Origin of the sequence: Streptomyces sp. NPDC047081 (assembly GCF_040643775.1) — a bacterium.
Taxonomy (GTDB): Bacteria; Actinomycetota; Actinomycetes; order Streptomycetales; family Streptomycetaceae; genus Streptomyces.
Map to the genome: position 1 here is coordinate 61910 of NZ_JBEYUY010000044.1, position 17058 is coordinate 78967.

Annotated in this window: 11 protein-coding genes; 8 read left to right on the forward strand and 3 right to left on the reverse strand. The window is 70.6% G+C overall.

All coding sequences use genetic code 11. The annotated features are described in order from the left end of the window. Positions 1–26 precede the first annotated feature (26 nt). The 5 genes from ABZ848_RS45895 to ABZ848_RS45915 are packed head-to-tail and all read left to right on the forward strand — an operon-like array spanning position 27 to position 5677. Positions 27–1250: an FAD-dependent oxidoreductase gene (locus ABZ848_RS45895; protein ID WP_360841966.1), complete on the forward strand. Its 1224-nt coding sequence runs from the start codon at positions 27–29 to the stop codon at positions 1248–1250. Next, positions 1250–3865 (forward strand): nitrite reductase large subunit NirB, encoded by a 2616-nt coding sequence (gene nirB, locus ABZ848_RS45900; protein ID WP_360841969.1) that lies wholly within the window; start codon positions 1250–1252, stop codon positions 3863–3865. The genes ABZ848_RS45895 and nirB overlap by 1 nt, the downstream gene beginning before the upstream one ends. After that, complete coding sequence (gene nirD, locus ABZ848_RS45905; RefSeq protein WP_360841972.1) at positions 3862–4212, forward strand: nitrite reductase small subunit NirD; 351 nt, start codon at positions 3862–3864, stop codon at positions 4210–4212. Before nirB ends, nirD begins: the two co-directional genes overlap by 4 nt. A gap of 53 nt (positions 4213–4265) precedes the next feature. Then, a complete protein-coding gene (locus ABZ848_RS45910; protein WP_360841976.1) occupies positions 4266–4847 on the forward strand; it encodes a TetR/AcrR family transcriptional regulator in 582 nt (193 codons plus the stop codon). Positions 4848–4906: 59 nt separating this feature from the next. Continuing rightward, on the forward strand, positions 4907–5677 hold the full coding sequence (locus ABZ848_RS45915) for a glucose 1-dehydrogenase (protein ID WP_360841979.1): 771 nt from the start codon (positions 4907–4909) through the stop codon (positions 5675–5677). Positions 5678–5708: 31 nt separating this feature from the next. Here the strand turns inward: ABZ848_RS45915 and ABZ848_RS45920 are convergent, their stop codons facing one another. The 3 genes from ABZ848_RS45920 to ABZ848_RS45930 all read right to left on the reverse strand — a co-directional run bounded on the left by ABZ848_RS45920 (position 5709) and on the right by ABZ848_RS45930 (position 11178). Further along, positions 5709–6635 (reverse strand): oxidoreductase, encoded by a 927-nt coding sequence (locus ABZ848_RS45920; protein WP_360841982.1) that lies wholly within the window; start codon positions 6633–6635, stop codon positions 5709–5711. Between the two features lie 218 nt (positions 6636–6853). Then, positions 6854–9574 (reverse strand): pyruvate, phosphate dikinase, encoded by a 2721-nt coding sequence (gene ppdK / locus ABZ848_RS45925; protein WP_360841985.1) that lies wholly within the window; start codon positions 9572–9574, stop codon positions 6854–6856. 407 nt (positions 9575–9981) lie between these two features. After that, positions 9982–11178, reverse strand: a complete 1197-nt coding sequence (locus ABZ848_RS45930) for an ROK family protein (protein WP_360841988.1) — start codon at positions 11176–11178, stop codon at positions 9982–9984. Positions 11179–11297: 119 nt separating this feature from the next. Here ABZ848_RS45930 and ABZ848_RS45935 point away from each other — a divergent pair, with 119 nt between their 5' ends. The 3 genes from ABZ848_RS45935 to ABZ848_RS45945 all read left to right on the forward strand — a co-directional run bounded on the left by ABZ848_RS45935 (position 11298) and on the right by ABZ848_RS45945 (position 16723). Then, a complete protein-coding gene (locus tag ABZ848_RS45935; RefSeq protein ID WP_360841991.1) occupies positions 11298–12776 on the forward strand; it encodes a hypothetical protein in 1479 nt (492 codons plus the stop codon). After that, positions 12773–14710 carry a glycogen debranching N-terminal domain-containing protein gene (locus ABZ848_RS45940; protein ID WP_360841993.1) on the forward strand — a complete coding sequence of 646 codons (1938 nt, stop codon included), beginning with the start codon at positions 12773–12775 and terminating at the stop codon, positions 14708–14710. Before ABZ848_RS45935 ends, ABZ848_RS45940 begins: the two co-directional genes overlap by 4 nt. Positions 14711–14947: 237 nt before the next feature. Then, complete coding sequence (locus ABZ848_RS45945; protein ID WP_360841996.1) at positions 14948–16723, forward strand: CDP-alcohol phosphatidyltransferase; 1776 nt, start codon at positions 14948–14950, stop codon at positions 16721–16723. Positions 16724–17058 lie beyond the last annotated feature (335 nt).

Consider the following 17058-nt stretch of genomic DNA (forward strand, 5'->3'; position numbering starts at 1 on the left):
AACACCGGCACCGCACGCTCCTAGGCATGACCTCGAATACGCGTGTGGTGGTGATCGGCGCCGGCCTCGCGGGCGTCCGTCTCGCCCGGCGGCTCGGTGAGCTCGGCACGCCCGTGACGCTCGTCGGCGAGGAGGAGCACCGCCCGTACAACAGGGTGCTCCTCGCCGAGGTGCTGGCCGGGCGCTACAGCCCCGACGTCATCGCGCTGCCCGCGCCCGCGGAGCTCACCCGCGGCCGGGTCACGGGCATCGACCGCGAGGTGCGAGCCGTACACCTCGCGGACGGCTCGAAGATCGCATACGACACGCTGGTCCTGGCGACCGGCTCGAACCCCGTACTCCCGCCGCTGCGCGGCCTGTTCACCCCCGACCACGTGCTGCCGGAAGGCGTGCACGCGTTCCGCACGATGGACGACTGCCTGGGGCTGTCGAAGGCGGTACGACCCGGTGTGAAGGTGGTCGTCATCGGCGGCGGGCTCCTCGGGGTCTCCGCGGCCCGCGCGCTGGCCCAGCGCGGCGCCCAGGTCGTCCTCGCCCAGCAGGGCGAGCGGCTCATGGAGCGCCAACTCGACCCGAGCGCTTCGAAGTTGGTCAAGCGGCACCTCAAGGACCTGGGCGTCGAGGTCCACACCGAGTGCCGCGTACGTGACGTGCGCTGCGTCGGCGGCGCGGTCCGCTCGGTCGAGATGCACGACGGGTACGCCCTCGACGCCGACCTCGTGGTCCTGGCCTGCGGGGTCCACCCGAGGGTGGGGCTCGCGCAGATCGCGGGGCTCGACGTGCGCAAGGGGATCGTCGTCGACGACCGACTGCGCACCTCCGACCCGCACATCAGGGCGATCGGCGACTGCGCGCAGCACGACGGCCAGGTCTACGGCCTGGCCACCCCGGCGCTCGAACAGGCCGAGGCACTCGCCGAGTCGATCGCCGGTGACGCCAACGCCCGTTACACCGGCACCCGTTCGCTGACCCGGCTCACGCTCGCCGGGCACGGCGCTCTCCCGGGAAGTTTCGACCTCGCCGCGTTCGGCGAGACCGAGCCGCGCCCGGGCGACGACGTCGTCCAGCTCACGGACGCCACCCGCGGCACCTACCGCAAGGTCGTCGTCCGCGACGACCGCCTGGTCGGCGGGGTCCTCGTCGGCGAACTCGGCACCGTCGGCGCGCTCGCCCGCGCCTGGGAGGGAGCGGAGCCGCTCCCCGACGACGGCCCCCTGCTCCACCTGCTCACCAACGATGGAGGCTCCTGATGACCGCCACCCCGGAGGCCACGGAGGCCACCCCCACGATCGTGCTCGTCGGCCACGGCATGGTCGGCCAGCGCTTCCTCGAGGCGCTCGCCGCGCGCGGCCTGACCGCCACGCACCGCGTGGTCGTGCTGTGCGAGGAGCCGCGGCCCGCGTACGACCGCGTGGCGCTCACCTCGTACTTCTCGGGCAGGACGCCCGAGGAACTCTCCATGACCGACATGGAGTTCATCAACGACCACGGCATCGAGCTGTACGTCGGCGACCCGGCCGAGACGGTCGACCGTGAGGCGCGGACGGTAACCGCCAAGTCCGGCAAGGTCTTCGCGTACGACACCCTGGTCCTCGCCACGGGTTCGTACCCCTTCGTGCCTCCCGTCCCCAACAAGGATGCGCTCGGCTGCTTCGTCTACCGGACCATCGAGGACCTGCTCGCCATCGAGGAGTACGCGAAGACCCGCACCACCGGTGCCGTGGTCGGCGGCGGTCTGCTGGGACTTGAGGCGGCCGGTGCGCTGAAGGGTCTCGGACTCACCTCGCACATCGTGGAGTTCGCGCCGCGGCTGATGCCGGTGCAGGTGGACGAGGGCGGCGGCGCCGCGCTGCTGCGCACCATCGAGGAGATGGGCCTGACCGTCCACACGGGTGTGGGCACACAGGAGATCGTCGTCGACGAGGCCGGTGCCGTCACCGGCATGAAGCTGTCCGACGGTTCCGAACTCGCCACCGATCTGGTGGTGTTCAGCGCCGGTGTACGGCCGAGGGACCAGCTGGCCCGCGACTGCGGTCTGACCGTCGGCGAGCGCGGCGGCATCACGGTCGACGAGCAGTGCCGTACGGTCGCCGACCCGCACGTCTTCGCGATCGGCGAGTGCGCGCTGGCGGCGGACGGCCGGGTGTACGGCCTGGTGGCGCCGGGTTACGAGCAGGCCGAGACGGCCGCCGCGACCATCGCCCAGGACGAATCCGCCTTCACCGGCGCGGACTTGTCCACCAAGCTGAAGCTGCTCGGCGTCGACGTCGCCTCCTTCGGTGACGCACACGGCGCGACCGAGGACTGCCTGGACGTCGTCTACTCCGACTCCCGCGCGGGCCTGTACAAGAAGCTGGTCATCGGCCGTGACGGCACGCTACTCGGCGGCATCCTGGTCGGCGACGCGGAGGCGTACGGCACGCTGAAGGCGTTCACCGGCTCCGTCCCGCCGGTCTCCCCCGAGTCCCTCGTCCTGCCCGCGGGTGCCGGGGAGTCGGTCCAACTCGGCCCGACCGCGCTGCCGGACGACGCGATCATCTGCTCCTGCAACAACGTCCGCAAGGGCACGATCCGCGCGGCGGTCACCGACCACCAGTGCACGACCGTGCCCGAGGTGAAGAAGTGCACCAAGGCCGGTACGACGTGCGGCAGTTGCGTCAAGGTGCTCGGCCAGCTGGTCACCGCCGAACTGGAGGCGTCCGGCGTCGAGGTCGACAAGGGCCTGTGCGGCTGCTTCTCACAGACCCGCGAGGAGTTGTACGAGATCGTCCTCGCCCTGCGCATCAACACCTACCAGGACCTGCTCGACCGTTACGGCCGCGAGGGCGCCCGGGGCGGCGACGGCTGCGAGGTCTGCAAGCCGGCGGTCGCCTCGATCATCGCCTCCCTCGCCCCGACGATCGGCGCGAGCGGCTACGTCCTGGACGGCGAGCAGGCGGCCCTCCAGGACAGCAACGACCACTTCCTCGCCAACCTGCAGAAGAACGGCTCGTACTCGGTCGTCCCGCGTATCCCCGGCGGTGAGATCACCCCCGAGGGCCTGATCACGATCGGCGAGATCGCCCGCGACTTCGGCCTCTACACGAAGATCACCGGCGGCCAGCGGATCGACATGTTCGGCGCGCGCGTCGAGCAACTCCCGCTGATCTGGATGCGGTTGGTGGACGCCGGCTTCGAGTCCGGGCACGCGTACGGCAAGGCGCTGCGCACGGTGAAGTCCTGTGTGGGCTCGACCTGGTGCCGTTACGGCGTCCAGGACTCGGTCCGCATGGCGATCGACCTGGAGCTGCGCTACCGCGGCCTGCGCTCGCCGCACAAGCTCAAGTCGGCGGTGTCGGGCTGCGCCCGCGAGTGCGCGGAGGCCCAGTCGAAGGACTTCGGCGTCATCGCGACGACCAACGGCTGGAACCTGTACGTCGGCGGCAACGGCGGCGCGACCCCGCGCCACGCGGACCTGCTGGCCCAGGACCTCTCGGACGCCGAACTGATCAAGCTGATCGACCGTTTCCTGATGTTCTACATCCGCACGGCGGACCGCCTGGAGCGGACGTCCACGTGGCTGGAGCGCATCCCCGGCGGCCTGGACCACATCCGGGACGTGGTGGTGGAGGACTCCCTCGGCATCTGCGAGGAGCTGGAGTCGCTGATGGCCGCGCACGTCGCGAACTACGCCGACGAGTGGGCGACCACCATCAACAACCCCGACAAGCTCGCCCGGTTCGTGTCCTTCGTGAACGCCCCGGACACCCCCGACCCGGTCGTCGGCTTCGTGCCCGAGCGCGACCAGGTGAAGCCCGACCTGCCGCTGCTGTCCATCGGCATGCGCCCCGCTGAAGACCTCCTGGAAGGAAGCGCCCAGCGATGACCCTGGCACCCGAGACCACCGACCTCAAGGTCCAACTCCAGCTCGCCGACGGCTGGTTCACGGTCTGCGACCTGGGCCGGCTGATCCCCGGCCGGGGCGTGGCGGCGCTGCTGCCCGACGGCCGCCAGGTGGCCCTGTTCCGCGACCGCAACGGCACCCTGTACGCGATCGACAACCGCGACCCCTTCGGCGGCGCGGCGGTCCTCTCCCGAGGCCTGACCGGCACCCATCAGGGCCGCCCGTTCGTGGCCTCGCCGCTGCTGAAGCAGCGGTTCGACCTGGTGAGCGGGCAGTGCCTGGACGACGAGTCGGTGCGGATCGCCACGTACGAGGTGCGGGCCCACTGAGGCTCGGGGCATTTTCTTGACCGGCCGTTCTCAAAAGTCCTAGGCTGCTCCCCATGGCCAGGACCAAGGAGTTCGATCCCGAGGCCGCGCTGCAGGCAGCTCTGGAGCTGTTCTGGCGGCGCGGCTACGAGGCGACGTCCATGGCCGACCTGGTCGAGCACCTCGGCATCGGGCGGGCCAGCCTCTACGCCACCTTCGGCAGCAAGCACGAGCTGTACCTGAAGGCGCTGGAGCGCTATCAGGAGCGACTGCCGGACCTGCTCGGGGAGTTGTCCCAGCCGGGCCCGGTCCTGCCGGCCGTCCGCGCTCTCGTCCGGCGTTACGCCGACGAGGCGACCGCCGAGAACCAGCGCCTGAACGGCTGTTTCATCACCAACACGGCGGCCGAGCTGGCCCCGCACGACCCGGCGGCGGCCCGCCAGGTCGAGCGGAACTGGGACCACCTGGAGACGGTGCTGCACTCGGGCCTGGTCCGCGCCCGGGCGCAGGGTGAACTGCCCGAGAGCCGCGACCCGTTGACCCTCGCACGCATGCTGCTGGTGCTGCTCCAGGGCCTCAAGGTCGTGGGCAAGGCCTCGCCGGACCCCGCTCGGGTGCGGGACGCGGCGGAACAGGCGCTGGCGCTGCTGGACTGAGGTCCGCGTTTTTTATTTGGCGCCATAATAAACCGATCGGTCAAGAATAAGGGGAGATCATGACCGCCAGGACGCGCTTCACCGGCAGGACCGCTCTCGTCACCGGCGCGGGCTCGGGGATCGGCCGGGCGATCGCCCTGGCACTCGCGGCGGAGGGCGCCCAGGTCGCCGTCGCCGGGCGGCGCCGGGAACCGCTCGACGAGACCGTGCGCCTGATCGAGGAGCGGGGCGGCAAGGCGCTCGCGGTCACCGCCGACGTCACGGACGCGACCGAGGTGAACGCCCTCGTCGACACCGTGGTGGACCGCTTCGGCTCGCTCGACGTCGCCGTCAACAACGCGGGTGTCTTCCGCGGCGGGCAGCCCCTGGCCGAGCTGCCGGAGGACGAGTGGCGGGCCCAGCTCGACACCAACGTCACCGGTGTCTTCCTCGCCCTCAAGGCCCAGATCCGGCAGATGCGGCAGCAGCCGTCGGGCGGTGCGATCGTCAACATCGCCTCCACGTTCGGCGCCCACACCCGCCAACCAGGCGCCGCGGCGTACTCCGCCACCAAGGCCGCCGTATCCGTCCTCACCAGGGGCGCGGCCCTCGACCACATCCGCGACGGCGTCCGTATCAACGCGGTCAGCCCCGGCGCCGTCGAGACCCCCATGTCGCTGCGCCCCGGCGAGAGCGACGCGGACCGGACGGAGCGCGCCCGGGCCACGCTCCCGCTCGGCCGGATCTCGACCACCGACGAGATCGCCGCCGCCGTCCTCTACCTGGCCTCGGACGACGCGTCCTCGGTGGTGGGCACCGACCTGGTGGTGGACAGCGGCGCGACGGCCTAGCCGATGCCGAGCAGTCCTCAGATTCCCGCCGTCACGCCTTCAGGGCGTCGTACGAGACCCCGGTCAGTTCCTCGGAGGCGGCCCAAAGCCGTTCCCCCGCCGCGTCGTTGAGCGTCCAGGGCGCCCGCCACGACGGTGCGGGCGACCCGCGCCACATCATGAACGACGGGCCGGTGAAGGAGTCCGGGCGTACGTCGGGGGCCGTCGCGGCGTACAGCGTGGGCAGCGCTCCCGCCTCCGCGGACTGGGCGAAGACGCGGTTGCCGAGCTCCATCACCCACCCGGCCAGCCGGCGCCCCTCCATCCGGGGCGCGGTGCCCTGGAGGTTGGTGGCCGCGTACCCGGGGTGCGCGGCGGCGGCGACCACGTCCGCCCCGTGCGCCGCGAGCCTGCGCGCCAGCTCGTGCGTGAACAGCAGGTTCGCCGTCTTGGAGCGGGCGTACGCGGTCCAACGCCGGTACCGGCGCTCGCTGTTGAGGTCGTCGATGTCGATGTTGGCCATCGCGTGCACCTCGCTGGAGACGGTCACCACACGCGCGCCGGGCGAGGCGAGCAGCAGCGGCATCAGCCGTCCGGTCAGCGCGAAGTGGCCCAGATGGTTGACGCCGAACTGCGTCTCGAACCCGTCCGCGGTGGTCCCGTACGGCAGCGCCATCACCCCGGCGTTGTTGACGAGCAGATCGAGCCGGTCGTACGGGAACCGGTCCGCGAACTCCCTTACGGAGCCCAGGTCACCGAGGTCGAGCCGCCCGAACTCGGCGAGCGCGCCCGGCACTTCGCCCACGACCCGGTCGGCCGCGGCGCTCCCCCGCGCCTCGCTCCGGCACGCGAGCACGACCCGCGCCCCCTTGCGGGCCAGCTCACGCGCGACGACGTAACCGAGCCCGCTGTTGGACCCGGTGACGACGGCGACGCGGCCGTCCTGCTCGGGGATCTCCTTTGCGCTCCAGGCAGGCATGGCACCCTTCCTTCCCTCGGCAACTGTGCCCCAGCCTAGAAGCGCTCGCCCGGCGCAGGCCGGGTCGGTCGGACGACTCACGACAGAAGCCGGACGACTGACGGCACGAGAAGGGCGGCACCCCCCGCACGGGGTGCCGCCCTCCCTTTCGCGAACCGGAACCACCGCCCATCGGTTGAGGGTCGGGGACGGGCGGCGGCTCCGGGGCCCGGGATCGGTCAGCGGTGGTCGCTGCCCGCAGACTCGGTGGCCGCTCGGCCCGCCTCCAGGCGGGCGACCGGGATGCGGAACGGGGAGCAGGAGACGTAGTCCAGACCCACCTCGTGGAAGAAGTGGACCGACTCGGGGTCGCCGCCGTGCTCGCCGCAGACGCCGAGCTTGAGGTCGGGACGGGTCTCGCGGCCCGCCCTCGCCGCCGCCCTGACCAGCGAGCCGACGCCGTCCTTGTCGATCGTCTCGAACGGCGAAACCCCGAAGATGCCCTTCTCCAGGTACGCCGTGAAGAACGAGGCCTCCACGTCGTCCCGGCTGAAGCCCCACACCGTCTGGGTGAGGTCGTTCGTGCCGAAGCTGAAGAACTCCGCCGCCTCCGCGATCTGACCGGCGGTCAGCGCGGCCCGCGGCAGCTCGATCATCGTGCCGATCGACAGCTTCAGCTGCGTACCCGTCGCCGCCTCGACCTCCGCGATGACCGCGTCGGCCTCCTCACGGACGATCTCCAGCTCCTGGACGGTGCCGACGAGCGGGATCATGATCTCCGCCCGCGGGTCGCCCTTGGCGTTCTTGCGCTCGGCCGCCGCTTCCGCGATCGCGCGGACCTGCATCGTGAACAGGCCGGGGATGACCAGGCCCAGACGCACACCGCGCAGACCCAGCATCGGGTTCTGCTCGTGCAGCCGGTGCACGGCCTGCAGCAGCCGCAGCTCGTTCTCGTGCGGGTCCTTGCGGGCCTCGGCGAGGGCGACGCGCACCGACAGCTCGGTGATGTCCGGCAGGAACTCGTGCAGCGGCGGGTCGAGGAGCCGTACCGTCACCGGCAGGCCGTCCATCGCCGAGAACAGCTCGACGAAGTCCTGCTTCTGCAGCGGGAGCAGCTGCTTGAGGGACTCCTCGCGCTCGTCGTCGGTGTCGGCCAGGATGAGGCGCTCCACCAGCTCACGGCGGTCGCCGAGGAACATGTGCTCGGTACGGCAGAGACCGATGCCCTGCGCGCCGAACCGCCGCGCGCGCAGCGCGTCCTCGGCGTTGTCCGCGTTGGCCCGCACCCGCAGCCGGCGCTTGCGGTCGGCGAACGCCATGATCCGGTGCACGGCCTCGACCAGCTCGTCGGCGTCCTGCGCACCCGCGTGCATCCGGCCCTCGAAGTACTCGACGACCGGGGAGGGGACCACCGGGACCTCGCCGAGGTACACCTTGCCGCTGGACCCGTCGATGGAGATGACGTCGCCCTCCTCCACCACCTGCCCGCCCGGCACGGTCATCCGCCGCCGCTTGGTGTCGACCTCCAGCTCCTCGGCGCCGCACACACAGGTCTTGCCCATGCCGCGCGCGACGACGGCCGCGTGGGAGGTCTTGCCGCCGCGCGAGGTGAGGATGCCCTCGGCCGCGATCATGCCGTCGAGGTCGTCGGGGTTGGTCTCCCGGCGGACCAGGATCACCTTCTCGCCCGAGCGCGACCACTTCACGGCGGTGTACGAGTCGAAGACCGCCTTGCCGACCGCGGCACCCGGCGAGGCCGCGATGCCCCGGCCGACCTGCTCGGTCTTCGCGTGCTCGTCGAAGCGCGGGAACATCAGCTGGGCGAGCTGGGCGCCGGTGACGCGCTGGAGCGCCTCGGTCTCGTCGATGAGCCCCTGGTCCACGAGCTGCGTGGCGATACGGAAGGCGGCACCGGCCGTCCGCTTGCCGACGCGCGTCTGGAGCATCCACAACTGCCCGCGCTCGATGGTGAACTCGATGTCGCAGAGATCCTTGTAGTGGTTCTCCAGGGTCTCCATGATCTGCATCAGCTGGTCGTACGACTTCTTGTCGATCTGCTCCAGCTCCGCGAGCGGCACGGTGTTGCGGATGCCCGCGACGACGTCCTCGCCCTGCGCGTTCTGCAGGTAGTCGCCGTATACGCCCTGGTGGCCCGAGGCGGGGTCACGGGTGAAGGCGACGCCCGTACCCGAGTCCGGACCCAGGTTGCCGAAGACCATGGAACAGACGTTGACGGCCGTACCCAGATCACCGGGGATGCGCTCCTGGCGGCGGTACAGCTTGGCGCGGTCGGTGTTCCAGGAGTCGAAGACCGCGTGGATGGCGAGGTCCATCTGCTCGCGCGGGTCCTGCGGGAAGTCCCGCCCGGCCTCCTTCTTGACGATCTTCTTGAAGGCGGTGACCAGCTTCTTCAGATCCGCGGCCTCGAGGTCGGTGTCGACCGAGACCTTCTTGGCCTCCTTGGCCTTCTCCAGCGCGTCCTCGAAGAGCTCGCCGTCGACGCCGAGGACGGTCTTGCCGAACATCTGGATGAGACGGCGGTACGAGTCCCACGCGAACCGCTCGTCGCCGGCCTGGTCGGCGAGGCCCTTCACGGACTGGTCGGAGAGCCCGATGTTCAGGACCGTGTCCATCATGCCGGGCATGGAGAACTTCGCGCCGGAACGGACGGAGACCAGCAGGGGGTTGTCGGCCTGGCCGAGCTTCTTGCCCATCCGCGCTTCGAGGGCGTCGAGGTGCGCACTCACCTCGTCACGCAGTGCCGCGGGCTCCTCGCCGCTGTCGAGGTAGACCTTGCAGGCTTCGGTCGTGATGGTGAAGCCAGGGGGAACGGGAAGCCCCAGGTTGGTCATCTCGGCGAGGTTCGCACCCTTGCCGCCGAGGAGGTCCTTGAGGTCCTTGTTTCCCTCGGTGAAGTCGTAGACGAACTTCGCTACGTGGGGTTCTTTGTTTTCCGACACGGGTCTCGACTCCCTCGGGACGCGGTGGCTGCCCTGACGGCGAGGAACATACCCAGATCAAAGGCGTCTGGGTACGTCCACTCATGCGTCATGCGCCTGTAACCACTCGTCCGCCAGCGGATTGAAAGTCAAAGCTCGGCAAGCAACCAACCGCTTATGTTTTCACTTCCTGAACGCATCACTGCCCACAGGTGCACTTTTCCGCTCATCTGAGCGCCCGGCAGACACATCTGATTTCGATCGATGAACGATCAAGGGGTGGCACTCGGTGCCACCCCTTGGAGAAGTGCAGTCGCCCAAGATCCGCTCATCTGAGCGCAACCCTTATCAAGGGTGGCGAGAATCACGCTGCCACAACGGGCCGGATTTCACCATGCGGACGCCGATCCGGAACCGAAACGCGGCTGTCACACACCCATCGCGAGCAGCCGTTCCTCCGCCCGCTCGGGCGCGTAAAGGTGCTCCACGACCAGCGCACCGGCCCCCACCAGCCCGGCCCGCTCCCCGAGCCGCGAGGTGACGACCTCCAGATGAGCGGTGGAGCGCGGCAGCGCCCGCTGGTAGAGCAGCTCGCGCACACCGGTCAGGAAGGGAGTTCCGGCCAAATCCCCGGCGATCATCAGCACCCCGGGGTTCAGCAGCGTGACGACGGTCGCGAGTACGTCCCCGACCTGGCGCCCGGCCTCCCGGGCGAGACCGACGGCCTCCGGATGCCCGGCCGCCAGCAGCCCCCGCACATCCGAGCCGGACGCGGCCGGCACCCCGGCCTCCGCCAGCCGCCGCGCCACGGCGCCACCGCTCGCGACGGCGGCCAGACAGCCGTAGGACCCGCACCGGCACAGCGCGTCGGCGCCCACCCGGATGTGCCCGATGTCCCCCGCGCCCCCGTCGATGCCCCGGTAGATCGACCCGTCGACCACGACCCCCGCACCGATACCGGTCGACACCTTGACGAGCACGAAGGCCGAGCAGTCGGCGTATCCGGCGCGCTGTTCGCCGTACGCCATGAGGTTGGCGTCGTTGTCGACGAGGACCGGCACCCGGTCCGCGCCGCCGCGCTCGGCGAAGGATCTGGCCAGCCGGCCCCTTATGTCGTACCCGTCCCAGCCCGGCATGATCGGCGGCTGCACGACCCGCCCGGTCTCGCTGTCGACGGGCCCCGGCACGGCGAGCCCGATCCCGCAGACCTGCTCGGCCCGCCTCCCGGCCTTGGGCAGCAACTCGGCGAACCAGCCGCCGAGTTCACCGAGTACGGCATCCGGCCCGTCCTCGACGACGAGGACCCCGGAGTGCTCGGCGAGCATCTCGCCGGTCAGGGTGAGGACGGCGGCGCGGGCGTGCCGGGTGTCGAGGTCGGCGGCGAGGACCACGGCATGCTCGTCGTCGAACTCCAGGGTGATGGAGGGCCGCCCGCCGAGCGGCGAGTCCACCGGACCGCCGGCCCCCTCCCGCAACCACCCGGCCCGGAACAAGCGGTCAAGGCGCTGGCCGACGGTGGCACGGGACAGTCCGGTGACCTGCTGGAGGGCTCCGCGCGTGGTCGCGCGTCCGCTTCGCACCAGTTCGAGCAGATCTCCGGCGCTCGCCTGCCCTCGTCCGGCCATGCGCACCCCCTTGTGTTTCTCAAGCTTGCATTACATATTGAGTTTTGCGTGTTAAATAGACGTAACCCTACGGTAGCTACGACCGAACCGGTCGGCCGGACGTCTTCGGGGAGCCCCGAGTGGATCGCACTGCCCAGCTCACCAGCCGTGCCTCAGCGCACCCGATTGCATACGATCCACCCCCCGTGCCGAGGTCGCTGCACGTCAGGGCCGTCCAGGTCCTGGAGGACAACTGGACGGGCGCCTCCACGGTCCCCTCGCGCAGTCTGTACCCGCACCAGTGGTCCTGGGACTCGGCGTTCATCGCGATCGGCCTGCGCCACCTGTCGCCGTTACGGGCACAGACGGAGCTGGAGACGCTGCTGGCGGCCCAGTGGGCGGACGGCCGCATCCCGCACATCGTCTTCAACCCCTCCGTCCCGCTCGACGCGTACTTCCCGAGCCCCGACTTCTGGCGCTCCTCGACCGCGGGGCGCGCCGCGGGCGCCCCGCGCACCGTACAGACCTCGGGCATCGTGCAGCCACCGGTGCACGCGCTCGCGGCCTGGCTGGTGCACTGCGCCGACCCGGGCCTGTCCCGGGCCCGCGGCTTCCTCGCCCGCGTCTACCCCGGCCTCGCGGCCTGGCACCGCTACCTCCTGCACAGCCGCGACCTGGGCGGAGCCGGCCTCGCCTCGGTCATCCACCCCTGGGAACAGGGTATGGACAACAGCCCTTGCTGGGACGCCCCGTTGAGCCGTGTCACACCGGCCCCGGCCCGCTCCTTCCGCCGCGCCGACCTGGACCACGGAGCCCCGGAGGACCGCCCCACCGACCTCGACTACGGCCGTTACGTACGCCTGGCGACGGACTACCGCGACCGCGGCTACGCCGACGGAGCATCCCAGTTCGCGGTCGAGGACCCGGCGTTCAACGCCCTGCTCATCGCATCCGAGCACGCGCTGGCACGCATCGCCGGCGAACTGGGCGCGACCGGCACGGCCCGCCACGCCCGCGCGCAGCGCCTGACGACGGCACTGGTGGACCGCCTGTGGGACCCGGTGAGCGGGATGTTCCTGTGCCGGGACCTGCGGGCCGGGCACGTCGAGAGCGGCGCTCTCGGACCTGAGCACCGCTCACCCTCCGGCACCCTCATCCCGGAGCTGAGCATCTCCGGCCTGGTCCCCCTCCTCCTCCCGGACCTCCCCCACGACATCGCCACCGCCCTCGTCCGCACCGCCCGCGGCCCCCACTTCGGCCTGGGCACCACCACCCACCTGCCGCCCTCCTACGACCTGCTCGGCGAGGCCTTCGACCCGCACCGGTACTGGCGCGGCCCCGCCTGGTTCAACACGAGCTGGCTGATCGAGCGAGGCCTGCGCACGCACGGCGCACAGGACCAGGCCGAAGCACTGCGCACGGCCTTCCTCGACACCGCCGGCACCTCGGGCTTCGCCGAGTACGTCGACCCGTACACGGGTGAGCCCTGCGGCGCACCCGGCTTCGGCTGGACCGCCGCGCTCACGCTGGATCTGCTCCATGTGCGCCCCGGCGACGGCGTGTCCTCAGCCGGCACCGGCACGTTCGACATGACTGAAAAGGGAGGGAACCGGGGATGAGTGACCGGCATCATCTGCTCGTGCACGGCGGGACGTTCGCTGCCGTGGGCGACGGCGGGGACATCAGCGGTGTCCGGGGGGCCGGCTCCCCGGACGGGTTATTCGTGCGCGACGCCCGGCACTTGAGCCGTTGGCAACTGACGGTCGACGGCGCGGTGCCGGAGTCGCTCACGCCGGTCGCGGACGGGGACACGGCACGCTGTGTCCTCGTCCCGCGCGGCGGACGCCAAGAGCCCCCCGCATACACGATCTTCCGCGAACAAGCGGTGGGAGACGGCGCGTTCGTCGAATCCCTCCGCGTCACCAGCAACCGCCCGACCCCCACCACGGTCCGCCTGGCGGTCACCGCGGACGCGGACTTCACCGACCAGTTCGAATTGCGCTCCGACTACCGCACGTACACCAAGATCGGAGCCACCCGCTCCCGCCAAGTCCTAGACGACGGCGTGGAGTTCACCTACCACCGAGGTGAATGGCGATCCTGTACGACGGTGACGGCCGACCCGGCCCCGGACGCCGTCGAGGAGACAGGCACAGGCGCCCGCCGCCTGGTGTGGACCCTGAACCTCCACCCCCACGCCACCACGGAAGTCACCCTCCGGGTGATGGCAAGGCCGCACGGCGACAAACGCACCCTGCGCGTCCCGGCGTCACCGGCCGCCATGACCGACCAACTCCTCTCTCTGGAGGGCGAGTTCGTCGAGGGCGTCGCCTTCCCCACGGGCTGGCCGGAGCTGGCGGCGTCCTGCGCCCGAGGCCTCGCGGACCTGGCCTCGCTCCAGGTCCCGGCAACGGGCCCCGACGGCGAGGAACTCCGAGTCCCCGCGGCCGGAGCACCGTGGTTCCTCACCCTCCTGGGCAGGGACGCCCTCCTGACATCCCTCTTCACCCTCCCCTACCGCCCCCAACTGGCCGCAGCCACACTCCCCGCCCTGGCCGCGACCCAGGCGAGGGAGACCGGCGCGGACGCGGTCGCCCAGCCGGGCAAGATCGTGCACGAGGTACGCCACGGCGAGCTGGCGCACTTCGGCCAGGTCCCGTACGCCCGCTACTACGGCTCGGTCGACGCGACGCCCCTCTTCCTCATCCTCCTGGGCGCATACACCGAACAGACGGGCGACGCGGCCCTCGCCCGCCGCCTCGAATCCCACGCCCGCGCGGCGATCGGCTGGATGCTGGACCACGGCGGCCTCACCTCCCGCGGCTACCTCGTCTACCGCGCCGACCAGGGCGGCCTCGCCAACCAGAACTGGAAGGACTCCCCCGGCGCCATCTGCTCCGCCGACGGCACGCGGGCCACGGGAGCGGTGATGGCGGCGGGCGCGCAGGGCTACGCGTACGACGCACTGCGCCGCACGGCGTGGCTGGCCCGCACGATCTGGTCGGACGAGACATACGCGGCACTCCTGGAACAGGCGGCAGCCGACCTGCGCGACCGCTTCCAGCGGGACTTCTGGATGCGGGAGCGTTCCTTCCCGGCCCTGGCCCTGGACGGCGAGGGCCGCCAGGTGGACGCACTGGCCTCGGACGCCGGACACCTCCTCTGGTCCGGCCTGCTGGACAAGGAGTACGGCGAGCTGGTGGGCCGACGCCTCCTCGAACCGGACTTCTTCTCGGGCTGGGGCGTGCGGACGCTGGCGGCGGGGCAGGCGGCGTATCACCCGCTGTCGTACCACCGGGGTTCGGTATGGCCGCACGACAACGCACTGATCACGCTCGGGCTCGCGCGGTACGGCCTGCACGACGAGGCGCGCACGGTGGCACATGCGCTGGTCGACGCGGCGACGGCCACGGGGCATCGGCTGCCGGAGGTCATCGCCGGGTACGGGCGGGACACGCATGCGGAGCCGGTGCCGTATCCGCATGCGTGTGTGCGGGAGGCTCGGTCTGCGGCGGCGCCGCTGGCTTTGTTGACGGCGGTTGGAGGGGCCTAATAGCTCGGGTGGTGCTGTCGTGGGGCGACTGCGTGTCCGTTGTGGCTGGTCGCGCAGTTCCCCGCGCCCCTTTAGGGCGTTGACCGGGCGTTTGCCGGGTGTTTGCCCGGGGCTGTGAACAGGACACCCCGGCAGGCCGTACGGGATGGTAGCGGGCCAAACGGATCCCCAATCAGAGGATCCTGCCTCCCAGCGTGGCCCGCCAACCTGTAGCAGTCAGCCAGGAAGGACCCTCGGGTGCCCGTCTTCACGCGCCTTCGTCAACAGCCGGACACGTCACCCGAGATCGAGCCGGAAGAGAGCACCGAGCAGGAGGCATCCGCCTCACCCGCTCGCCGTACCCTGCGCGCACGGTTCGCCGGCTTCCGCGACCGGCACCCCACCGCCACACGCAACACCCGCTGGGCGATCACCGTCCTCGCCGCCGCTCTCGTGCTCGGTGCGCTGGTGCTGCCGAACCGGATCGAGGCGCTGCACACCGACCGGTTCACCCGAATACCGGTGGAGGCGATCCTCGGGGCGGCCGTAGCGCTCGCGCTGCCGCGCCGGCCACGGCTGGTGGTGGCGGTGGTGTCCGGGGTGGCGCTGGGGGCGATGACGGTCCTGAACCTGCTGGACATGGGGTTCCTGGAGTACCTCGGACGGGGCTTCAACGTCGTACTGGACTGGGAGTTGCTGCCCGACGCCCAGTCGTACGTTGAGGACGCGATGGGCAAGACGGTGGCGATCGCGGCAACCGTCGGCGTCTTCGTACTGATCTTCTTGTTGCTCTCGCTCATGGCACTTGCGATGGTCCGCCTGAGCAATCTCCTCGCCCGGAACAGGCAGGCGGCCACCCGCGGAACGCTGCTCGTCACCGTCGTATGGGTGCTGTGCTCGGCGCTGGGGCTGCAGCTCGGCGGGGTGCCGATCGCGTCCGACCGCACGGCCAGCGCGGTGGCCATCCAGGCGCGGCGGGTGCACGACACCCTGCGAGACGAGGCGGAGTTCCAGAAGATCGCCAAGGTGGACGCGTTCGGCAACACACCGCCCAGCGAGCTGGTCCCCGACCTGCGCGGCAAGGACATGATCTTCACCTTCATCGAGAGCTACGGCCGCAGCGCGATCGAGGACCCGGTCGAGGCCCCCGGCGTCGACGCAACCCTCGACGCCCGCACCAAGGCCCTCGCGAAAGCGGGCTTCCACGCCAAGAGCGGCTGGCTCACCTCCGCGACCTACGGCGGCAGCAGCTGGCTGGGCCACTCCACCACCATGTCGGGCCTGTGGATCAGCAACCAGCAGCGCTACCGCACACTCATGGCGAGCGACCACATGAGCCTCACCGAGGCGTTCAAGAAGACGGGCGACTGGGACACCGTCGGCATCATGCCCGGCGTCCAGAAGAGCTGGCCGGAGTCGAAGTTCTACGGCCTGGACTCCTACCGCAACGCCTTCCAGATGGGCTACAAGGGCCCGAAGTTCAGCTGGTCGACGATGCCGGACCAGTACGCGCTCCAGCAGTTCCAGAACCTGGAGCACAGCAAGAAGCGCAGCAAGCCCCTGATGTCCCTGGTCATCCTGACGTCGAGCCACCAGCCCTGGGCGCCGATCCCCAAGATGGTCCCCTGGGACGACCTGGGCGACGGCTCGGTCTTCAACTCCATCCAGAAGGCCGGCAAGAACCCCTCGGACATCATCACCAGCTCGCCCAAGTCCCAGGCGGAGTACGGCAAGTCGGTCCAGTACTCGGTGACGGCCCTCACGGAGTGGCTGGAGCGCTACGGCACCAAGGACACGGTCCTGGTCTTCCTGGGCGACCACCAGCCGATAGCCCGCGTCAGCGGCAACCACGCCAGCCGCGACGTCCCGATCTCGATCGTCGCCAAGGACCCGAAGGTCCTGGACAAGATCAACGACTGGGGCTGGACCGACGGCCTGCGCCCTGCGCACAACGCCCCGGTGTGGAAGATGAGCTCGTTCCGCGACAAGTTCCTGACGGCGTACGGCTCGACCCCGCACCCGAAGAAGGGGTGACACGGAGTAGTTCGGCTGCGGGTCGGTGGGGGCTGGTCGCGCAGTTCCCCGCGCCCCTGAAGGGGCGCGGCAGCCGCGTACGGCGAGAAGGGGACGGGGCGGGGGTGTCCGCCCGCAGCGAATGGCGCGTCAACCCCAGCACCCACTTGGCCGACCGATTCCGCGCCATTCCGAGGACGGACACCCCCGACCCGGCCCCGACCCACAACCAAACCAAAGGCGCTACACAAGCCCCCCCCAAACCCGCAGCGGCGCCGCCGGCATCCCCACCACAGCCCCCCGACCTGTCGAGCTCGGCGTCCTCACCCATACCCCCACAGACGTACGGATGCGTC